We start from the raw sequence: 15,805 nt of genomic DNA, 5'->3' as shown, positions 1-15,805 counted from the left end.
TCTCTGCGTGACAGCGCATCCCCAAGAGGCTAGGCAATCTCCCATAGAACACAACTTAACCCATTGAGTTAGCAGCAACTCTGTGGGAGCGGGCTTGCCCCGCGAACACCGGCGAAGCCGGTGCCATGCACCGCGTGGCCTCATTCGCGGGGCAAGCCCGCTCCCACAATGACCACTGTTCTCTGCGTGACAGCGCATCCCCAAGAGGCTAGGCAATCTCCCATAGAACACAACTTAACCCATTGAGTTAGCAGCAACTCTGTGGGAGCGGGCTTGCCCCGCGAACACCGGCGCAGCCGGTGCCATGCTCCGCGTGGTCTCATTCGCGGGGCAAGCCCGCTCCCACAATGACCACTGTTCTCTGCGTGACAGCGCATCCCCAAGAGGCTAGGCAATCTCCCATAGAACACAACTTAACCCATTGAGTTAGCAGCAACTCTGTGGGAGCGGGCTTGCCCCGCGAACACCGGCGCAGCCGGTGCCATGCTCCGCGTGGCCTCATTCGCGGGGCAAGCCCGCTTGTGTCTTGGAGAGGGAATAGAATCTGAAGTGAGAGCGGTGAATGGCAAGCTGATAGCCCGAGGTGCCCAGAGCACGTGTGGGAGCAAAAGCTGCCATTCACCGTTCCACTTTGGCGAGAGCCCGAACAGTTGGATGAGGGGCGTAATCTCGAATCACAAGCGTGGGCCAAGCCAAAGCGCTCTCACTCCTTGAGTTTAAGAGGGTTTGGCCATGTCTTCCTCTGTCGGCATCGATGTTTCCAGTGCCACACTTGCTGTTCACATCCGCCCTGAGGGGGTGAACTTCAGTGTTTCCAATGACTTGAAGGGATTCCAACTGCTCGTCGAAAAGCTTGGCGGGCATGCAGTTTCAATGGTCTTGCTCGAAGCTACCGGTGGCTACGAGTGCAATGTCCTCAAAGCGCTGCAGGATGCCGATTTTCCGGTTTGCCGGATCAATCCCAGTCGTGCCCGGGACTTTGCCAAGTCGATGGGTAAACGCGCCAAGACCGATCCCATTGACGCAGCGGTTTTGGCTCACCTGGCTGAAGTTATGCCCCCACGGCCTTGCCAGGTGATGACACCCGAGCGGGCCTTGCTGCGCGAACTGCTTATGCAGCGGGATCGCTTCGTCCAACAGCGCGACGATGACAAGCGGCGCCTGAAGCAGGCGCGGGCTCCCAGTGTTTGTTTGCGGTTGGAACAACACATCGCCTATCTGAAGGGTGAAATTCGAGCGCTGGAACAAGAGATCGCACAGCAGGCAGCAGCTTTGCCTGATGACCGGGTTAAACAGCTCACTCAAGTCAAAGGAATTGGTCTGATTACTGCCGGAAAGCTGATGGCCTTGCTGCCAGAGCTGGGCCAGGTGGATAAGAAGGAAATTGCCGCCTTGGTCGGTGTTGCGCCGTTCAACCAGGACAGCGGCAAGCAGTCGGGCAAGCGTTCAATCTGGGGGGGGCGCTCACAAGTCAGGCGGGCGCTCTATATGGCCTGCTGGGTGGTGATACGGCACAACAAGGACTTCTGCGAGCGCTACAAAGCACTGCGAGCCCAAGGGAAGTGCGCGAAAGTATCGGTGGTGGCGTGTATGCGAGTATTGATAGTGAGGCTAAATGCGATGCTCAAGACCGGAACGCCCTGGAAGGAGCAAATAGCTCATTCGTAGGAGCAAGCCTTGCTGGCGATGCCCGGCACAGCCGGGCCTGGGGCGCTACGCGCCCCATCGCCGGCAAGGCCAGCTTCCACAAGAAGACAGTTGCTCCCACAATGACCATTGCTGTCAGCGCGGTTTGCGCAGCGCCGCGTGCTGGGGGTTGAAGGTGAGTATCGCGAGCAGGGTGAACAGCACCGTCAGGCCCAGGCAGACCGCCAACGCCAGCGGGTTTAAGCGCTCGTACAGCGCAAAGCGCACCAGTTCCACGGCGTGGCTGAACGGGTTCAGGGCGCACAGCCAATACAGCCACTGGCTGGCCTCGCGCATCTTCCACAGCGGATACAGCGCCGAGGACAGGAAAAACAGTGGGAAGATCACGAAATTCATCACCCCGGCAAAGTTCTCCAGCTGGCGAATCGCATTCGACAGCAACAGCCCCAGGGCGCTGAGCATCAAGGCCACCAGCAACAGGGCCGGCAGCGCCAGCAACAACCCCGCAGCCGGGGGCTGCACCCCATACAGCCAGGCGATGGCGAGAAAGGCATAGACCTGCAGCAGGGAAATCAACGAGGTCGCCAGCAGCTTGCTGCCGAGCAGGAAAGCCCGCGGCAATGGGCTGGTCAGCAGCACGCGCATGCTGCCCATCTCCCGGTCATAGACCATCGACAGCGAGCCTTGCATGCCATTGAACAGCAGGATCATGCAGGCAAGGCCGGGGATGATGTACACCTCATAGGGGATGTAGGTGTCGTAAGGCTCGATGATGGCAATGCCCAGGGCCGCGCGAAACCCGGCGGCAAACACCAGCAACCACAGCAGCGGGCGCACCAGGGCGCTGAGAAAACGCGTGCGCTGTAACACGAAACGCAGGCATTCGCGCAGCAGGATGCCGTTGAAACATTGCCAGTAGGCGTTCATCAGGCATTGACTCCTGGGGTGGGGCCGGGCGCGCGGGTCAGGCGGGCAAAGGCGTTGTCGAGGTCGCCACCGTGTTCCAGGCTCAGGGCATCGGCGGTGCCGCTGGCCACCAGGCGGCCCTGGTGCAGGATCAGCAAATCATCGCTTGGCTGCACCTCGTCCAGCAGGTGGGTGGTCCACAGCACACTGAGCCCCTGCTCGCGGCACAGGTGCCGAAGGTGTTGATTGAGCGCCAGGCGGCTGGCCGGGTCGAGGCCTGCGCTGGCTTCGTCGAGCAGCAGCAAGCGCGGTTCGTGGAGCAGGGCGCGGGCAATTTCCACCCGGCGCCGATGCCCGATGTTCAGCGCGCGGACGGGCTCGCGGCGACGCTCGCTGAGGCCTTGGCGGGCAAGTTCGGCCTCGACCCGCACGCTGCTCTGGCGCCGCGACAGCCCATGCAGCGAGGCGTGGTAGCGCAGGTTCTGCTCAACGCTCAGGTCCAGGTCCAGGGTGCTTTGCTGAAACACCACGCCCAGCTGGCGCAAGGCCGGGCGGGCGGCATTGCGCAGCGAGCAGCCGCACACGCGGATGTCGCCGTGCTGCAGGTCGTAAAGCCGGGTGAGCAGGGCAATCAATGTCGATTTGCCCGCGCCATTGGGGCCCAGCAACGCGGCGAAGCGCCCGGGTGCCAGGCTGAAGCCCACTTGCTTGAGTGCCTCGCGCTGGCCGTAGGCGAAGCTCACGTCACTGACCTCGAGGGTGTTCATGGCGTGACCACCACGCCCCAGGGGTAGCGGCCAACCTTCACCGACTTGAGCACCTTGAGGCTTTTCGTATCGATTACCGAGACATCGCCGCTGACCCCGTTGGTGGCCAGCAACTGGCTTTGGTCCGGGGTGAACGCCAGCTGCCAGACCCGCCGCCCGACCAGCAGGTAGTCCAGCACCTCGTAGGTCTTGGCATCGATCACCGCCACATGGTTGGCCGGGCCCAGGGCGACGAACGCGTACTGGCCATCGGCGCTGAGCTTGATGCCCACCGGCTGGACCTTGTCCGGGTGCACCCCCTTGATCTGGAAGTTGAGGGTTTTCAGTACCTGGCGCGTGGCCACGTCGAGAACAGTCACCGTACCGCCGATTTCCGCCGAGGCCCAGAGCCGCGAACCCTCCTGGTTAAACTCGACGAAGCGCGGCCGTTGATCCACCAGGGTGCTGTCGGCCAGGGTCTGGGTGCTGGTGTCGATCCAGTGCAGCATGTTGGTGGTTTCGCTGGTATTGACCGCCCACTTGCCATCGGGGCTCACCGCCATGCCCTCGGGTTCGATGCCGACGTTGATCTGCCCGAGCACCTTGTCAGTCTGGGTGTCGATCACGGTCACCAGCGCGTCGTCCTCGTTGGACACGTACAGCCAGCGGTCGTTGGGGTGCAGGGCGAATTGCTCGGGGTCTTTGCCGGAGGGCAGCTCCTTGATGATCTTGCGGGTGGCCACGTCCATCACCTGGACCCGGTCCGAATCACTGGCGCAGATGTACAGCAGCGTGTTGTCGTGGGACAGCAGCAGGCCGCGTGGGCGCTGGCCCACCGGCAGGGTCTCGGTGACTTCCAGGGTTTGCATGTCGATCAGGCTGAGGCTGTTGTCTTTCTCGTTCGAAACCCAGGCGGTGGCGGCACTGGCGTGCCCGGTGGCTAGCGCCAGCGCAGCGGCCAGCAGGGTAGGGAAAAGCACAGGCCGGTAGCAAAGGGGGCGACGCATGGCGGAATCCTTTTTTTGTGATTATCGGTTTCAGGGGTAGCCGCAGGTCACTTCGGGCTTGTCGTAGCCCAGGCTGTCCATTTCGTTGAAGGGGTGCAGGAAGCCCTCCTGGGGCGAAGTGCTGACCAGCGCGCGGGGCTGGACCAGCGGGATGGGTTGGCGAAGTTCACCGTTCCACGGCCGGTAGCTGAGCTTGCGGCCCTTGAAACCGTCCAGCGGCAGTTGGTCGCTGAGCAGCAGGTGCTGCAGGGCGCGTGCCTCGACTTGGCGCAGTTTGCTCACTGCGCTGGCGATGCTGCGCACGGCCATCCAGGCGGCAAAATCGCGGTCGTTCATCCAGCGACCGGCCTGGGCCTCGAAGCGTTTTTGCAACTGCGCGGCGCCGAAGGTTTCCACGGTCTTGTGCCAGCCGGTGGGCGTCAGGCCCTGAGTGCCGGCTACGGGGCGGGGGTACCAGGTTTGGTAGGGCAGGTACTCGCCGAAATCACCGCGCTCGTCGGCCACCAGCACCACGTCGTACTCGGCGGTCTGGGTAAACAGCGGCATGTCGGCCTGGGCGCTGCGGCGCTGGTCGTTGTCGAAGCGCCAGGTTTTTTCGGCAACCAGTTGCATGCCGAAGCGCTTCAGGGACCTGCGCAGGGCTGCGGCATAGGCCTGGTCGTCCTCGGCCTGGCCGACAATGAGCAGGGCCCGCTGCCATTTGCGCAACACCAGAAACTGCACCAGGGCATCGGCCAGCATGGCGCGGCTTGGCAGGCTGTGCAGCACATTGCCCAGGCACTGGCTGCTGCGCAGGCTGTCGTCTGGGCTACCGGCGTTGAACAGCAGGCTGTCGGGCAGGGCGGCAGACAGTACGCGCAGGCTGGCCGCGGGCGCGTTCACCACGAACAGCCGCAGGCCCTGGTCATGCTGGGCCTTGGCGGCTTGCAGCAGGGCCTCGGGGCTGTCGACGTTAGCGCTGGCCAGGCTGAACGCCTGCTTGAGGAAACGCCCGGTGCTGTTGCTGTCGACAATTGCCAGTTCGGCGCCCTGCAGCCCTGCGTCGGCGGGCTCGGGGATGATGTTGGACAGCAACGGGCCGGGGTCGGGGCGATAGCTCAGGTAACCGATACGCACCTGCAACAGCTGCTCTGCGACCGGGGGCTGGTCGGCGGACGCAAAGACCGGGCACAGCGCCGTGGCCAGGGCCAGCAGGCAAGTCAGGGCAACAGAGGCAGGCTGGCGCATAAACGCACTCCACGGCAGATGGCGCCAGCATAGGAAGCCTGCCGGGAGCGGGAAATATGCAGAAAGTAGCGCTCGGCCAGTACCAAGGTAGTAAATCACCACTAAGGCCTCGGTTTTACGATGGACCGCAGCCCTGGCCGCGTTCACCCGGAGGAAACTGCCCAATGCGCCTCATCAATCTGTCGGCCCAGTGGCGGATCAACCTTTGGGTCACGTTTTTTTTCGCCCTGGTGACGTTGGCCTGTGGTGGATTGCTGTTGCACCAGGCGGTGGCCGACGTCGAGCGTGAGTTGCAGTCCGCCGAGGCCGTGGTGGAGTACCTCGCAGACACGGCCGAGCGCGACCCGGCGAGCCTGCAACCGCGGCTAACCCAGAGCCTGCGCCATGTGCGGGTGCATTGGCTGGCGGCGGCGGAAACCGCGCAGATGCCGCTGGATGCAGGCCTTGATGCCTGGCTGGGTCGCCAGCTGTTTGGCGATCGGCGCCACAGCACCCGGCTATTGGACTTGAGTGACGGGCGCCGAGTATCGATCGCCGTGGATGCGCGGGATGAAATCGACGAAGTCCGGGATTCCCTGCAGCAGTTGCTGGGCGTGTGCGGCCTGGCCTTGCTCTTGAGCCTGTTGACCATCCGCTGGGCGGTGCGGCGGGGCCTGGGCTTGCTGGATGAACTGTTGCGGGCCTTGCGTCAGGTCTCCGGTGGGCAACTGACTGCGCGCCTGCGCGAGGCCGGCCTGCCGGAGGCACGCCAGCTGGCGGAGCACTTCAACCACATGGCCGCGACGCTGGAGCAGACCCGCGCCGACAATGCCCAACTGACCCAGGCGCTGCTGGCGGTGCAGGAACAGGAACGCACCCACCTGGCGCAGGCCCTGCACGACGACCTGGGGCAATACCTGGCGGGTATCCGCGCCCAGGTCTGTCTGCTGCGCATGGTGGCGGACCAGCCCACGGTGGTGGAGCAGACCGCGCGGGCCCTGGAACTCAATTGCGAACGCCTGCAGCAAGGCTTTCGTGCCCTGGTACACGACCTGTACCCGGTGGCGTTGCAACACGTGCCGCTGGCCGAAGCGTTCGGCGTGCTGGTAAGCCGCTGGCAGGCCAGCCAAGGCATCGATTGCCGCTTGCGGGTCGGCGAGCGCCTGCCGGCGTTGCCTGGGCAAAGTAGAACGCACTTGTATCGCTTGCTGCAGGAAGCGTTGACCAACGTCGCTCGGCATGCCGGCGCCAGCCAGGTGCGGGTACGCCTGCAACGCAGCGCCAAGGGCTTGCGTCTGCTGGTTCGCGACAACGGCTGCGGCGCGCACCAACCCCAGCGACCTGGAGTAGGCCTGCATTCGATGGCCGAACGCGCCCGCAGCCTGGGGGGCGAATTGCGTATTTTCAGCCGTCCCGGCGCCGGTTGGGCGTTGGCCCTGAACATTCCCATGGAGGTCTGATGAATATCGTATTGGTGGATGACCACGCCGTGGTTCGCCAGGGTTATGCCAGCCTGCTGCGGGCAGTGCTGCCATTGATGCAGGTGCGCGAGGCCGCCAGTGGCGAAGAGGCCCTGATCCGGGTTCAGGAGCAAGTGCCGAACTTGGTGATCATGGACTTCGGCCTGCCCGGCATCAGCGGCCTGGAGACCACCCGCCGCCTGCGCCAGCGCCTGCCACAGCTGCGGGTGCTGTTTTTCAGCATGCACGACGAACTGCCCTTGGTGCGCCAGGCCTTGGACGCGGGCGCTGCGGGTTACCTGACCAAGAACTCGGCGCCTGAGGTGCTGATCGAGGCGGTGCATCGGGTGTTGGCTGGGCATGCCTATATCGAACAGTCCCTGGCCACTCAGCTGGCCTGTGCCTCGCAACAGGGCGCCCGCGACCCGCGCTTGCAGCGCATGACCCAGCGCGAGCTGGAGATCTTCGTGATGCTGGCCAAGGGCACCCCGATGCGGGTGATTGCCGAGCAGCTGTGCATCAGCGCCAAGACGGTGTCCAACCACCTGACCTTGCTCAAGAGCAAGTTGCAGGTGAGTTCCCATGCCGAGTTGGTGCATTTGGGGATTGATCTGGGGGTGGTGAGGGTGGCGGGGTGAGGCCTTTGTAGTTTGAGCATGGAACGGTGGGAGCGGGCTTGCCCGCGAACACCGGCGAAGCCGGTGCCAGGCACCGCGTCGCCTTCTTCGCGGGCAAGCCCGCTCCCACAGATAACTGAGTGGCTGCAGGCTGGCTGCGATCACTTGTCCCACGTTTCAGGGCATCCTTTGCACCCCTCCATATTGGCCTCCTGAAAATTCCCATAATGCTGCCGCGCCCCGCGCAGGTCCGCTTGCGCCAGGTTGCTCTGGCCAAACTTGGCTTCCTGCAGGTTGGCATCGCCGAGGTTGGCCCCTTGCAGGTCGGTCTTGCTCAGCCAGGCCATCTCCAGGTCCGCCGCCCGCAGGTTGGCCTGGTGCATTTTCGCCCCTGAAAGCCTGGCGAACTGCAGGTACGCCGCGCTGAGGTCGGCCTTCTCAAACTGCGCACCCTGGGCAAACAGCCCCCAACCTTGAATGGCAATCAGCATGCTATGGCTCAGGTCCGCCAGCCGCAGGTTGCTCTGCTGCAGGCTGGCGCGGGTCAGGTTGGCGCCCTGCAAGCGGGCTTTTTCCAGGTTGGCCAGGTCCAGACGGGCATGGCGCAGGTCGGCATCGCGCAGGTCGGCGCCGGCCAGGTTCATCTTGCGCAGGTCCTGGTTGGCCAGGTTGGCGCCACGCAGGTTGGCCCCCGGGCACTGGCTGGCTTCGGCGATCACGCAGCCGTTGATGGTCAAGGGCGCATCGTTGCCCGCGTCGTCGGCGGTCACGGCCATGGCAGGGGTAAAGGCCAGCAGCAGGGCAAATGGCAGGTAGTTCATGGCGAAAGACTCCCGGTGAAAGAAGGGCTGTTGCGGGGAGGGCGCTGGCCGCTCCCCGCAGGCGGTCACCGCTGAGCGGTCTTGTTGTCCCAGCTCGGGATCTTGAACACCCAGAACGAGCCGCCCTGAGCCACTGGCTTGGTCAGCTCGGCCATGTCGCCGCCCCACAGCGGCACCGCGCCGCCATAGCCCACGGTCACGCCGATGTACTGCTCGCCGTCCTGCTCCCAGGTGATCGGCGGCGAGACGATGCCGCTGCCGGTCTGGAACTTCCACAGCTCCTTGCCCGTTTTGGCGTCGAAGGCCTTGAAGAAGCCGTCGCCTGTGCCGGTGAACACCAGGTTGCCCTTGGTCGCCAGTACGCCGGCCCACAGCGGCAGTTGCTCCTTGTGCTCCCAGACCAGCTTGCCGGTGGTCGGGTCCATGGCGCGCAAGGTGCCGACGTGGTCGTCGTACATGCGCTTGATACGGAAGCCCATCCCCAGGTAGGCCGAGCCCTTCTTGTAGTTCACTTCCTCGGTCCAGTACTCCTCCTTCCACTGGTTGCCGGGGATGTAGAACAGGCCAGTGTCCTGGCTGTAGGCCATGGGGTTCCAGTTTTTGCCGCCCAGGAACGGTGGTGAGACTTCCACCGGCTTGCCCTTGGTTTCACCCGGCAGCGGCTTGGCCGGACGCTGGCCGGGGTTTTCGACCGGGCGCCCGGTCTTGAGGTCGATATGGCTGGCCCAGGTGATGTTGTCGACGAAGGGGAAGGCGTTCTGCAACTTGCCGTTGTTACGGTCCACCACGTAGAAGAAACCGTTGCGGTCGGCGTGGCCGGTGGCCTTGACCTGTTTGCCGTCCTTGTCCTTGTAGTCGAACAGCACCAGCTCGTTGTTGCCGGAGAAGTCCCAGGCATCGTTCGGCGTGTGCTGGTAGAACCACTTCACCTCGCCGGTGCTCGGATCGACGCCGACCTGGCCTGAGGTGTAGAGGCTGTCGTAGTCGTGAGGGTTGCCATCCTTGGACGTGCGCGCCCAGGTGTTCCAGGGGCCGGGGTTGCCGGCGCCGACGATGATGGTGTTGCTCTCGGGGTCGAAGCTGGCGCTCTGCCAAGGGGCGCCGCCGCCGTGGCTCCAGGCCTCGACCTTGCCGGTCTCGGTGGTGGGGTCGTCTGGCCAGGACGGCGCCTTGACGTCGCCGGTCGGGGTGCTGTCCTTGCCGTTCAGGCGGCCCATGTGGCCTTCGACGAAGGGCCGCATCCACACCTCTTCGCCGGTGTCAGGGTCGCGGGCGAACAACTGGCCGACCACGCCAAACTCATCGCCGGAGCTGCCGTGGATGAGCAATACCTTGCCGCTGGTCTTGTCCTTGATCAGCACCGGGGCGCCGGTCATGGTGTAGCCGGCGCTGTGGTCGCCGAACTTCTTGTTCCACACCACTTTGCCGGTGCGCTTGTCGAGGGCGATGAGGCGGGCGTCGAGGGTGCCGAAGTAGATCTTGTCACCGAAGATCGCCGCCCCGCGGTTGACCACGTCACAGCACGGGCGAATGTTGTCAGGCAGGCGGTGGTTGTAGGTCCACAGGCGTTTGCCGGTCTTGGCATCGAGGGCGAAGACCCGCGAGTAGGAGCCGGTGACGTAGACCACGCCGTCGCTGACGATGGCCTGGGATTCCTGGCCGCGCTGTTTTTCGTCGCCGAAGGAATAGGACCAGGCCGGGGTCAGCTTGAACACGTTCTGGTCGTTGACCTGGGCCAGCGGGCTCCAGCGTTGGGCGTTGGTGCCCATGCCGTACTGCAGCACGTCCTTTGTGGTCAGGTGATCGTTGGCGATGTCTTCCCAGGTCACGTTCTTGCTGGCAGGTGCCGCTGGGGCGGTGGCCGCAGTGGCCGCAGTGCAGAAGGCCAGGCTACCGGCCAGCAGCAGGGCCCGCACGCTCAGGGCCAGAGGGGAAGGGGCGGGTAGCGATCTTATTGTCATGGTTGCAGTTCCCTGTGGAGGTATTGGCCTGCACAGGGTGCGGCGGGACGGTTGCCGGGGATACGGAAAAGTTCCCGCCCTTGCCGGGAATAGTTCCCAGACGGCACCTCATTTGGCCCTTCGCCACACGCCCTACTACCAAGGGAGTACGGCCCGGCCACCAAAGCAGCATACGGCCGCGCGCGGGCAGTTTCTAAGATGGCGGCACGGCCTCTGTGGTTGAGGCCTTGCGTGCAATCTTGAGGGCATAACAATGACAAAAAAACGCAACGTCTTGCTCGCCACAGGCCTGCTGGCCAGTGCTTTGCTGACCGGCACGGTGTGGGCCCATGGCAATGTGGTGCCCCAGGCGGTGGAAACCCAAGGCCTGACCCCGATCAAGGACGCTGGGGTAAGCCTGGACGGCGACGGCTGGGCGGCGGTCAACCCGTACCGTACCTCCCCCGAGCACGACAAGGCCGTGGAAATCGGCGCCTCGGCCTACAACCAGAACTGCGCGGCCTGCCATGGCCTGGAAGCCAAGTCCGGCGGTATTGCCCCGGATCTGCGCATGCTCGATGTCGGCGAGGCCGGCGATGAGTGGTTCGTCGAACGGGTACGCCACGGCGCGGTGCGTGACGGGCGGGTGTACATGCCGAAGATGGCCGACTACCTGAGCCAGGAAGCCTTGTGGGCGGTGCGCACCTATCTGGACAGCGTGCACGTCGAGGAGTGATTGCCATGCGTCTGTCGGCCGTGCTGTTGACTGGCCTGCTACTGTGCTGTGCGGCCGTGCAGGCACAGGTGCGCAACTACGACGCGATCATCGCCGCCGGTGAACTGCAGGTGGCGGTGTACAAGGATTTTGCGCCTTACAGCTTCGAGGATCACGGCCAGCCTCGCGGTGTTGATGTGGAGCTTGCGCAAGCGCTGGCCACGGCCCTGGGTGTACGCCTGCAACTGATCTGGGCGCCGCCGGGGGAAAAGCTCGACGATGATCTGCGCGACTACATCTGGCGCGGCAGCCCGTTGCGCCACCAGCAGTTGGCCGACCTGATGATGCGCGTGCCCTACGACCACGCCTACGCGCAGAAGCGCAACGAACTGGGCGAGCTGGAAAACGCCCAGGTGGTGATGTTTGGCCCCTATCAGCAGGAGCGCTGGCAGGTGGCCTATGATCGCCGCCGCCTGGCGTCGGTGGCCAGTGTCGCGGTGTTCCAGGAGCACCCCATCGGGGTTGAGGTGGACAGCGTGCCGTCGTTCTACCTGACCTCGGTGTTCAACGGCATGCTCAGCGCCAAGACCCACCATTACCCCAGCGTGCAGCAGGCGTTCGGCGCGTTGCAGGCCGGCCAGGTGGACGCTGTGATGGCGATGCGCGGCGAGGTGGACTGGCAGTTGCACCGGGCCGCCGACCCGCAACTGGCCCTGGCAGAAAACGCCTACCCCAACCTTGGCAAGCAGGCCTGGGACATCGGCATGGCGGTGCATGAGAGCAACCGCCAGTTGGCTTATGCGGTGGAAGAAGCCCTTGAGGCGATGATCCGCGATGGTCGGCTGAAGGCGATGTATGCCACGTACGGCCTGCGTTACGAGGTCCCGGAGATGTACCAATGAACTGGCGAGCGACGTTACTGCTGGCCTGCTGGATGCCTTGGGCAGCCCAGGCCAGTGAACCGATCAGCAAGACCGACCCGGTGCCCTCGGTGATGTGGGATTTCTACCACAAGCAATTACTGGGGCAGGCACCTTTCGTTTTCGATGACCGGGTCAAGCTGCTGGCGCCGCCCTTTGCCGAGGACGCCCGCCAGGTGCCGCTGGAGATCGACGCCCGGGCATTTGCCGGCGAGGTGGTACGGATCATCGCCTGGGCCGAGCTCAACCCCCTGCCGCGCATTGTCGACTTCGAGCCTGGCGAGCGTGTGCTGCCGTGGCTGTCGATCCGCATCCGCATCGAGCAGGCCACGCCGCTGCGCGCCGCCGTGCTGACACGTGACGGCCTGTGGCATGTCGGCTCGACCCTGATCGACGCGGCCGGCGGCGGCTGTACCGCGCCCAGCGTGGTGCGCACCCAGCCTGGCTGGGAGGAACACGTCGGTGAGGTACTGGGCGGGCGCTACCCGCGCAGCGATGGCAGCCGCTTGCGTTTGCAGGTGTCCCACCCGATGGACAACGGCCTGGTCAGCGGCATTCCCGAATTCTTCCTTGAGCATGCCGAGTTGCAAGGCGCGGATGGCCAGCGCCTGGCCAGCCTCGCGCTGTATCCGGCGGTCAGCGAGAACCCCAACCTGGGCTTCGATATCCAGGGCCCCGGGCTTACCCGGCTGCTGTTGCGGGACAACAGCGGTAACCGGTTCGAGGCGGCGGTTCCGTGAGCGTGTTGCTCGATTTCACTCCCTGACCAGAGGCGCCCCTCATGCGTTGGATGCTGTTGTTATTGCTGTGCCTGGGCCTGCCGGCCTGGGCTGACCTGGACTATCGACTTACGCCCCGGCAGATAGCGGAAGGCACCTGGCTGCTGGAGGGCAGCACCGACAATTTCGCCAAAGGCAACGGCGGCAATATCGTCAATACCGCGTTCATCGTCACCGACAGCGGCGTGGTGGTGATCGACAGCGGGCCGTCCAAGCGCTACGGCGAGGCCTTGCGCCAAGCCATTGCCGCCACCACCGACAAGCCGGTGGTCGAAGTGCTGCTGACCCATCATCACCCCGACCATGTGCTGGGCAACCAGGCCTTTACCGATGTGCCCATCGGTGCTCTGGCCGGGACTGGCGACCTGTTGCGCCAGCAAGGCGAGGCGATGGCCGAGAATATGTACCGCCTGGTCGGCGACTGGATGCGCGGCACCGAGGTGGTGCTGCCGACCCGGGTGCTGGAGCCCGGCGTGCATGAGGTGGGTGGGCATCGCCTGCGGCTGTTGGCGTTGGGCGGGCATACCGGTGCGGACCTGGCGATTCTCGATGAGAAGACCGGCGTGCTGTTTGCCGGCGACCTGGTGTTTTACGAGCGCGCCCTGACCACCCCCAACAGCCCAGGGTTGGACATCTGGCTCAAGGACCTGGACACCCTGCAGGCCTTGCCCTGGAAACTGCTGGTGCCCGGGCATGGCCCGGTGGCCAGCGATGCCAAGCCGTTTGCGCAGATGCGTGATTACCTGGGTTGGCTGGATGGCCTGATGCGCGACGGCGCGGCGCGCGGGGATGACATGGTCGAGATGATCCGCAGCCCGATCCCTGAGCGGTTTGCCGGTATCAGCCTGACCCGGTACGAGTTGATTCGCAGCGTGAGTCATCTGTATCCGCGGTATGAGCGTTTGCGGTTGCAGCGTATCGACGGCAAGCCGCCTATTTGACCAGCAGAAGCAGCCTACAGGCTGTGGGAGCGGGCTTGTCCCGCGAATGGGGCTACGCGGTGCTTGGCACCGGCTTTGCCGGTGTTCGCGGGACAAGCCCGCTCACACAGGGTCCCTGCTACCTCAACAAGCTATGCGTTGTTCTATGAGAGGCGTTGTACCAAGGAACTAGAAAACTCCACATTGCGGGCAATTGTTGGCAAGCAGGTCGGGCCCAAGAATTCTCGGCACACCGGGAAAATTTCCCGGGGACAACAAAAAAACCAAAGGTAGCCGTCATGACCCGATCCCCACGTCGTCCCTTGTTCGCCGTGAGCCTGGTGCTCAGCGCCATGCTGCTGTCCGGCGCGGCACAGGCCGCTGTCAGCGATGAAGAAATCCTCCAGGACCCCAAGAACCCCCAGCAGATCGTGACCAACGGCCTGGGTGTCCAGGGCCAGCGCTACAGCCCGCTGGACCTGCTCAATGTCGGCAACGTCAAGGAGCTGCGGCCGGTCTGGGCCTTTTCGTTTGGCGGTGAGAAGCAGCGCGGCCAGCAGGCCCAGCCGCTGATCAAGGACGGCGTGATGTACATGACCGGTTCCTATTCGCGGGTGTTCGCTGTCGATGCCCGTACCGGCAAAAAACTCTGGCAATACGATGCGCGCCTGCCGGACGACATCCGCCCCTGCTGTGACGTGATCAACCGCGGCGTCGCGCTGTACGGCGACCTGGTGTTCTTCGGCACCCTGGATGCCAAGCTGGTGGCCCTGAACAAAGACACCGGCAAGGTGGTGTGGAGCAAAAAGGTCGCCGACCACAAAGAAGGCTATTCCATCAGCGCCGCGCCGATGATCGTCAATGGCAAGCTGATCACCGGTGTGGCCGGTGGCGAGTTCGGCGTGGTGGGCAAGATCCAGGCCTACAACCCGGAAAACGGTGAGCTGCTGTGGATGCGCCCGACCGTGGAAGGGCACATGGGCTACGTCTACAAGGACGGCAAGGCGATCGAGAATGGGATTTCTGGCGGCGAGGCGGGCAAGACCTGGCCCGGCGACCTGTGGAAGACCGGCGGTGCAGCGCCGTGGCTGGGCGGTTACTACGACCCAGAAACCAACCTGCTGCTGTTCGGCACCGGCAACCCAGCGCCGTGGAACTCCCACCTGCGCCCCGGCGACAACCTGTATTCCTCGTCGCGCCTGGCCCTGAACCCGGACGACGGCACCATCAAGTGGCACTTCCAGAGCACGCCCCATGACGGCTGGGATTTCGACGGCGTCAACGAACTGATCTCCTTCAACTACAAGGAGGGCGGCAAAGAGATCAAGGCCGCCGCTACCGCTGACCGTAACGGCTTCTTCTACGTGCTGGACCGCACCAACGGCGCATTCATCCGCGGCTTCCCCTTCGTCGACAAGATCACCTGGGCAACGGGCCTGGACAAGCATGGCCGACCTATCTACAACGAGGCCAGCCGGCCAGGGGCACCCGGCAGCGAGGCCAAGGGCAGTTCGGTGTTCGTCGCCCCGGCCTTCCTCGGTGCCAAGAACTGGATGCCGATGGCCTACAACAAGGACACCGGGCTGTTCTACGTGCCGTCCAACGAATGGGGCATGGACATCTGGAACGAAGGCATCGCGTACAAGAAGGGCGCGGCGTTCCTCGGGGCCGGGTTCACCATCAAGCCGCTCAATGAAGACTACATCGGCGTGCTGCGCGCGATTGACCCGGTCAGCGGCAAGGAAGTCTGGCGGCACAAGAACTACGCGCCGCTGTGGGGCGGGGTGCTGACCACCAAGGGCAACCTGGTGTTCACCGGCACGCCAGAAGGCTTCCTGCAGGCGTTCAACGCCAAGACCGGCGAGAAGGTCTGGGAATTCCAGACCGGCTCCGGTGTGCTCGGTTCGCCCGTGACCTGGGAAATGGACGGCGAGCAATACGTCTCGGTGCTTTCCGGCTGGGGCGGCGCGGTGCCGCTGTGGGGCGGAGAAGTGGCCAAGCGGGTCAAGGACTTCAACCAGGGCGGCATGCTCTGGACCTTCAAGCTGCCCAAGCAATTGCAGCAGGCGGCCAGTGTCGAGGCACAAACGCCTAGCGCCAAGCCGCAAAGCTGACAGCGGG

14 protein-coding genes are annotated in these 15,805 nt (G+C 64.2%); 8 read left to right on the top strand and 6 right to left on the bottom strand.

The window, feature by feature from the left end:
- The first annotated feature begins 732 nt into the window (after positions 1-732).
- Complete coding sequence (locus ACSSU5_RS25935; protein ID WP_492559267.1) at positions 733-1,668, top strand: IS110 family transposase; 936 nt, start codon at positions 733-735, stop codon at positions 1,666-1,668.
- A gap of 114 nt (positions 1,669-1,782) precedes the next feature.
- Here ACSSU5_RS25935 and ACSSU5_RS25930 read toward each other — a convergent pair whose 3' ends face one another.
- Genes ACSSU5_RS25930 through ACSSU5_RS25915 form a run of 4 tightly spaced genes read right to left on the bottom strand, consistent with a single transcriptional unit; the run spans position 1,783 to position 5,533 of the window.
- The gene (locus ACSSU5_RS25930; protein WP_264312967.1) at positions 1,783-2,574 is read right to left on the bottom strand and encodes an ABC transporter permease; all 792 of its coding nucleotides are present in this window, start codon (positions 2,572-2,574) and stop codon (positions 1,783-1,785) included.
- Entirely contained in the window at positions 2,574-3,320 is a 747-nt protein-coding gene (locus ACSSU5_RS25925) for an ABC transporter ATP-binding protein (RefSeq protein WP_264312968.1), read from the bottom strand. Before ACSSU5_RS25925 ends, ACSSU5_RS25930 begins: the two co-directional genes overlap by 1 nt.
- A complete protein-coding gene (locus tag ACSSU5_RS25920; RefSeq protein ID WP_264312969.1) occupies positions 3,317-4,306 on the bottom strand; it encodes a YVTN family beta-propeller repeat protein in 990 nt (329 codons plus the stop codon). Before ACSSU5_RS25920 ends, ACSSU5_RS25925 begins: the two co-directional genes overlap by 4 nt.
- Positions 4,307-4,336: 30 nt before the next feature.
- On the bottom strand, positions 4,337-5,533 hold the full coding sequence (locus ACSSU5_RS25915; protein ID WP_492560240.1) for an ABC transporter substrate-binding protein: 1,197 nt from the start codon (positions 5,531-5,533) through the stop codon (positions 4,337-4,339).
- A 164-nt stretch (positions 5,534-5,697) separates the two neighbouring features.
- Here ACSSU5_RS25915 and ACSSU5_RS25910 point away from each other — a divergent pair, with 164 nt between their 5' ends.
- Both ACSSU5_RS25910 and ACSSU5_RS25905 read left to right on the top strand, forming a co-directional pair.
- Positions 5,698-6,972, top strand: coding sequence for a HAMP domain-containing sensor histidine kinase (locus ACSSU5_RS25910; RefSeq protein ID WP_492560239.1), 1,275 nt, complete (start codon positions 5,698-5,700; stop codon positions 6,970-6,972).
- A complete protein-coding gene (locus ACSSU5_RS25905; RefSeq protein WP_492560238.1) occupies positions 6,972-7,610 on the top strand; it encodes a response regulator in 639 nt (212 codons plus the stop codon). Before ACSSU5_RS25910 ends, ACSSU5_RS25905 begins: the two co-directional genes overlap by 1 nt.
- A 140-nt stretch (positions 7,611-7,750) precedes the next feature.
- Here ACSSU5_RS25905 and ACSSU5_RS25900 read toward each other — a convergent pair whose 3' ends face one another.
- Together ACSSU5_RS25900 and exaA are read right to left on the bottom strand one after the other, a co-directional pair.
- Positions 7,751-8,410 (bottom strand): pentapeptide repeat-containing protein, encoded by a 660-nt coding sequence (locus ACSSU5_RS25900; protein ID WP_492560237.1) that lies wholly within the window; start codon positions 8,408-8,410, stop codon positions 7,751-7,753.
- Positions 8,411-8,475: 65 nt separating this feature from the next.
- Positions 8,476-10,371 carry a quinoprotein ethanol dehydrogenase gene (gene exaA / locus ACSSU5_RS25895; protein ID WP_264312974.1) on the bottom strand — a complete coding sequence of 632 codons (1,896 nt, stop codon included), beginning with the start codon at positions 10,369-10,371 and terminating at the stop codon, positions 8,476-8,478.
- Between the two features lie 253 nt (positions 10,372-10,624).
- Here exaA and pedF point away from each other — a divergent pair, with 253 nt between their 5' ends.
- The 5 genes from pedF to pedH all read left to right on the top strand — a co-directional run bounded on the left by pedF (position 10,625) and on the right by pedH (position 15,798).
- Positions 10,625-11,086 (top strand): cytochrome c-550 PedF, encoded by a 462-nt coding sequence (gene pedF / locus ACSSU5_RS25890; protein WP_264312975.1) that lies wholly within the window; start codon positions 10,625-10,627, stop codon positions 11,084-11,086.
- 5 nt (positions 11,087-11,091) lie between these two features.
- Entirely contained in the window at positions 11,092-11,967 is an 876-nt protein-coding gene (locus ACSSU5_RS25885; protein ID WP_264312976.1) for a substrate-binding periplasmic protein, read from the top strand.
- On the top strand, positions 11,964-12,725 hold the full coding sequence (locus tag ACSSU5_RS25880; RefSeq protein ID WP_264312977.1) for a quinoprotein dehydrogenase-associated SoxYZ-like carrier: 762 nt from the start codon (positions 11,964-11,966) through the stop codon (positions 12,723-12,725). Before ACSSU5_RS25885 ends, ACSSU5_RS25880 begins: the two co-directional genes overlap by 4 nt.
- Positions 12,726-12,766: 41 nt before the next feature.
- Entirely contained in the window at positions 12,767-13,705 is a 939-nt protein-coding gene (locus tag ACSSU5_RS25875) for a quinoprotein relay system zinc metallohydrolase 1 (RefSeq protein WP_492560236.1), read from the top strand.
- A gap of 278 nt (positions 13,706-13,983) precedes the next feature.
- Entirely contained in the window at positions 13,984-15,798 is a 1,815-nt protein-coding gene (gene pedH / locus ACSSU5_RS25870) for a PQQ-dependent alcohol dehydrogenase PedH (RefSeq protein ID WP_492560235.1), read from the top strand.
- Positions 15,799-15,805: the final 7 nt, after the last annotated feature.

This window comes from Pseudomonas sp. E1MeOHC2 (genome assembly GCF_058745025.1).
Note: the sequence above shows the minus strand (reverse complement) of the source record. Positions and strands in the feature narration are given on the sequence as shown.

Coding starts and splice junctions, on each gene's coding strand:
- ACSSU5_RS25935 (WP_492559267.1), top strand. CDS start 733: ATGTCTTCCTCTGTCGGCATCGATGTTTCCAGTGCCACACTTGCTGTT.
- ACSSU5_RS25930 (WP_264312967.1), bottom strand. CDS start 2,574: ATGAACGCCTACTGGCAATGTTTCAACGGCATCCTGCTGCGCGAATGC.
- ACSSU5_RS25925 (WP_264312968.1), bottom strand. CDS start 3,320: ATGAACACCCTCGAGGTCAGTGACGTGAGCTTCGCCTACGGCCAGCGC.
- ACSSU5_RS25920 (WP_264312969.1), bottom strand. CDS start 4,306: ATGCGTCGCCCCCTTTGCTACCGGCCTGTGCTTTTCCCTACCCTGCTG.
- ACSSU5_RS25915 (WP_492560240.1), bottom strand. CDS start 5,533: ATGCGCCAGCCTGCCTCTGTTGCCCTGACTTGCCTGCTGGCCCTGGCC.
- ACSSU5_RS25910 (WP_492560239.1), top strand. CDS start 5,698: ATGCGCCTCATCAATCTGTCGGCCCAGTGGCGGATCAACCTTTGGGTC.
- ACSSU5_RS25905 (WP_492560238.1), top strand. CDS start 6,972: ATGAATATCGTATTGGTGGATGACCACGCCGTGGTTCGCCAGGGTTAT.
- ACSSU5_RS25900 (WP_492560237.1), bottom strand. CDS start 8,410: ATGAACTACCTGCCATTTGCCCTGCTGCTGGCCTTTACCCCTGCCATG.
- exaA (WP_264312974.1), bottom strand. CDS start 10,371: ATGACAATAAGATCGCTACCCGCCCCTTCCCCTCTGGCCCTGAGCGTG.
- pedF (WP_264312975.1), top strand. CDS start 10,625: ATGACAAAAAAACGCAACGTCTTGCTCGCCACAGGCCTGCTGGCCAGT.
- ACSSU5_RS25885 (WP_264312976.1), top strand. CDS start 11,092: ATGCGTCTGTCGGCCGTGCTGTTGACTGGCCTGCTACTGTGCTGTGCG.
- ACSSU5_RS25880 (WP_264312977.1), top strand. CDS start 11,964: ATGAACTGGCGAGCGACGTTACTGCTGGCCTGCTGGATGCCTTGGGCA.
- ACSSU5_RS25875 (WP_492560236.1), top strand. CDS start 12,767: ATGCGTTGGATGCTGTTGTTATTGCTGTGCCTGGGCCTGCCGGCCTGG.
- pedH (WP_492560235.1), top strand. CDS start 13,984: ATGACCCGATCCCCACGTCGTCCCTTGTTCGCCGTGAGCCTGGTGCTC.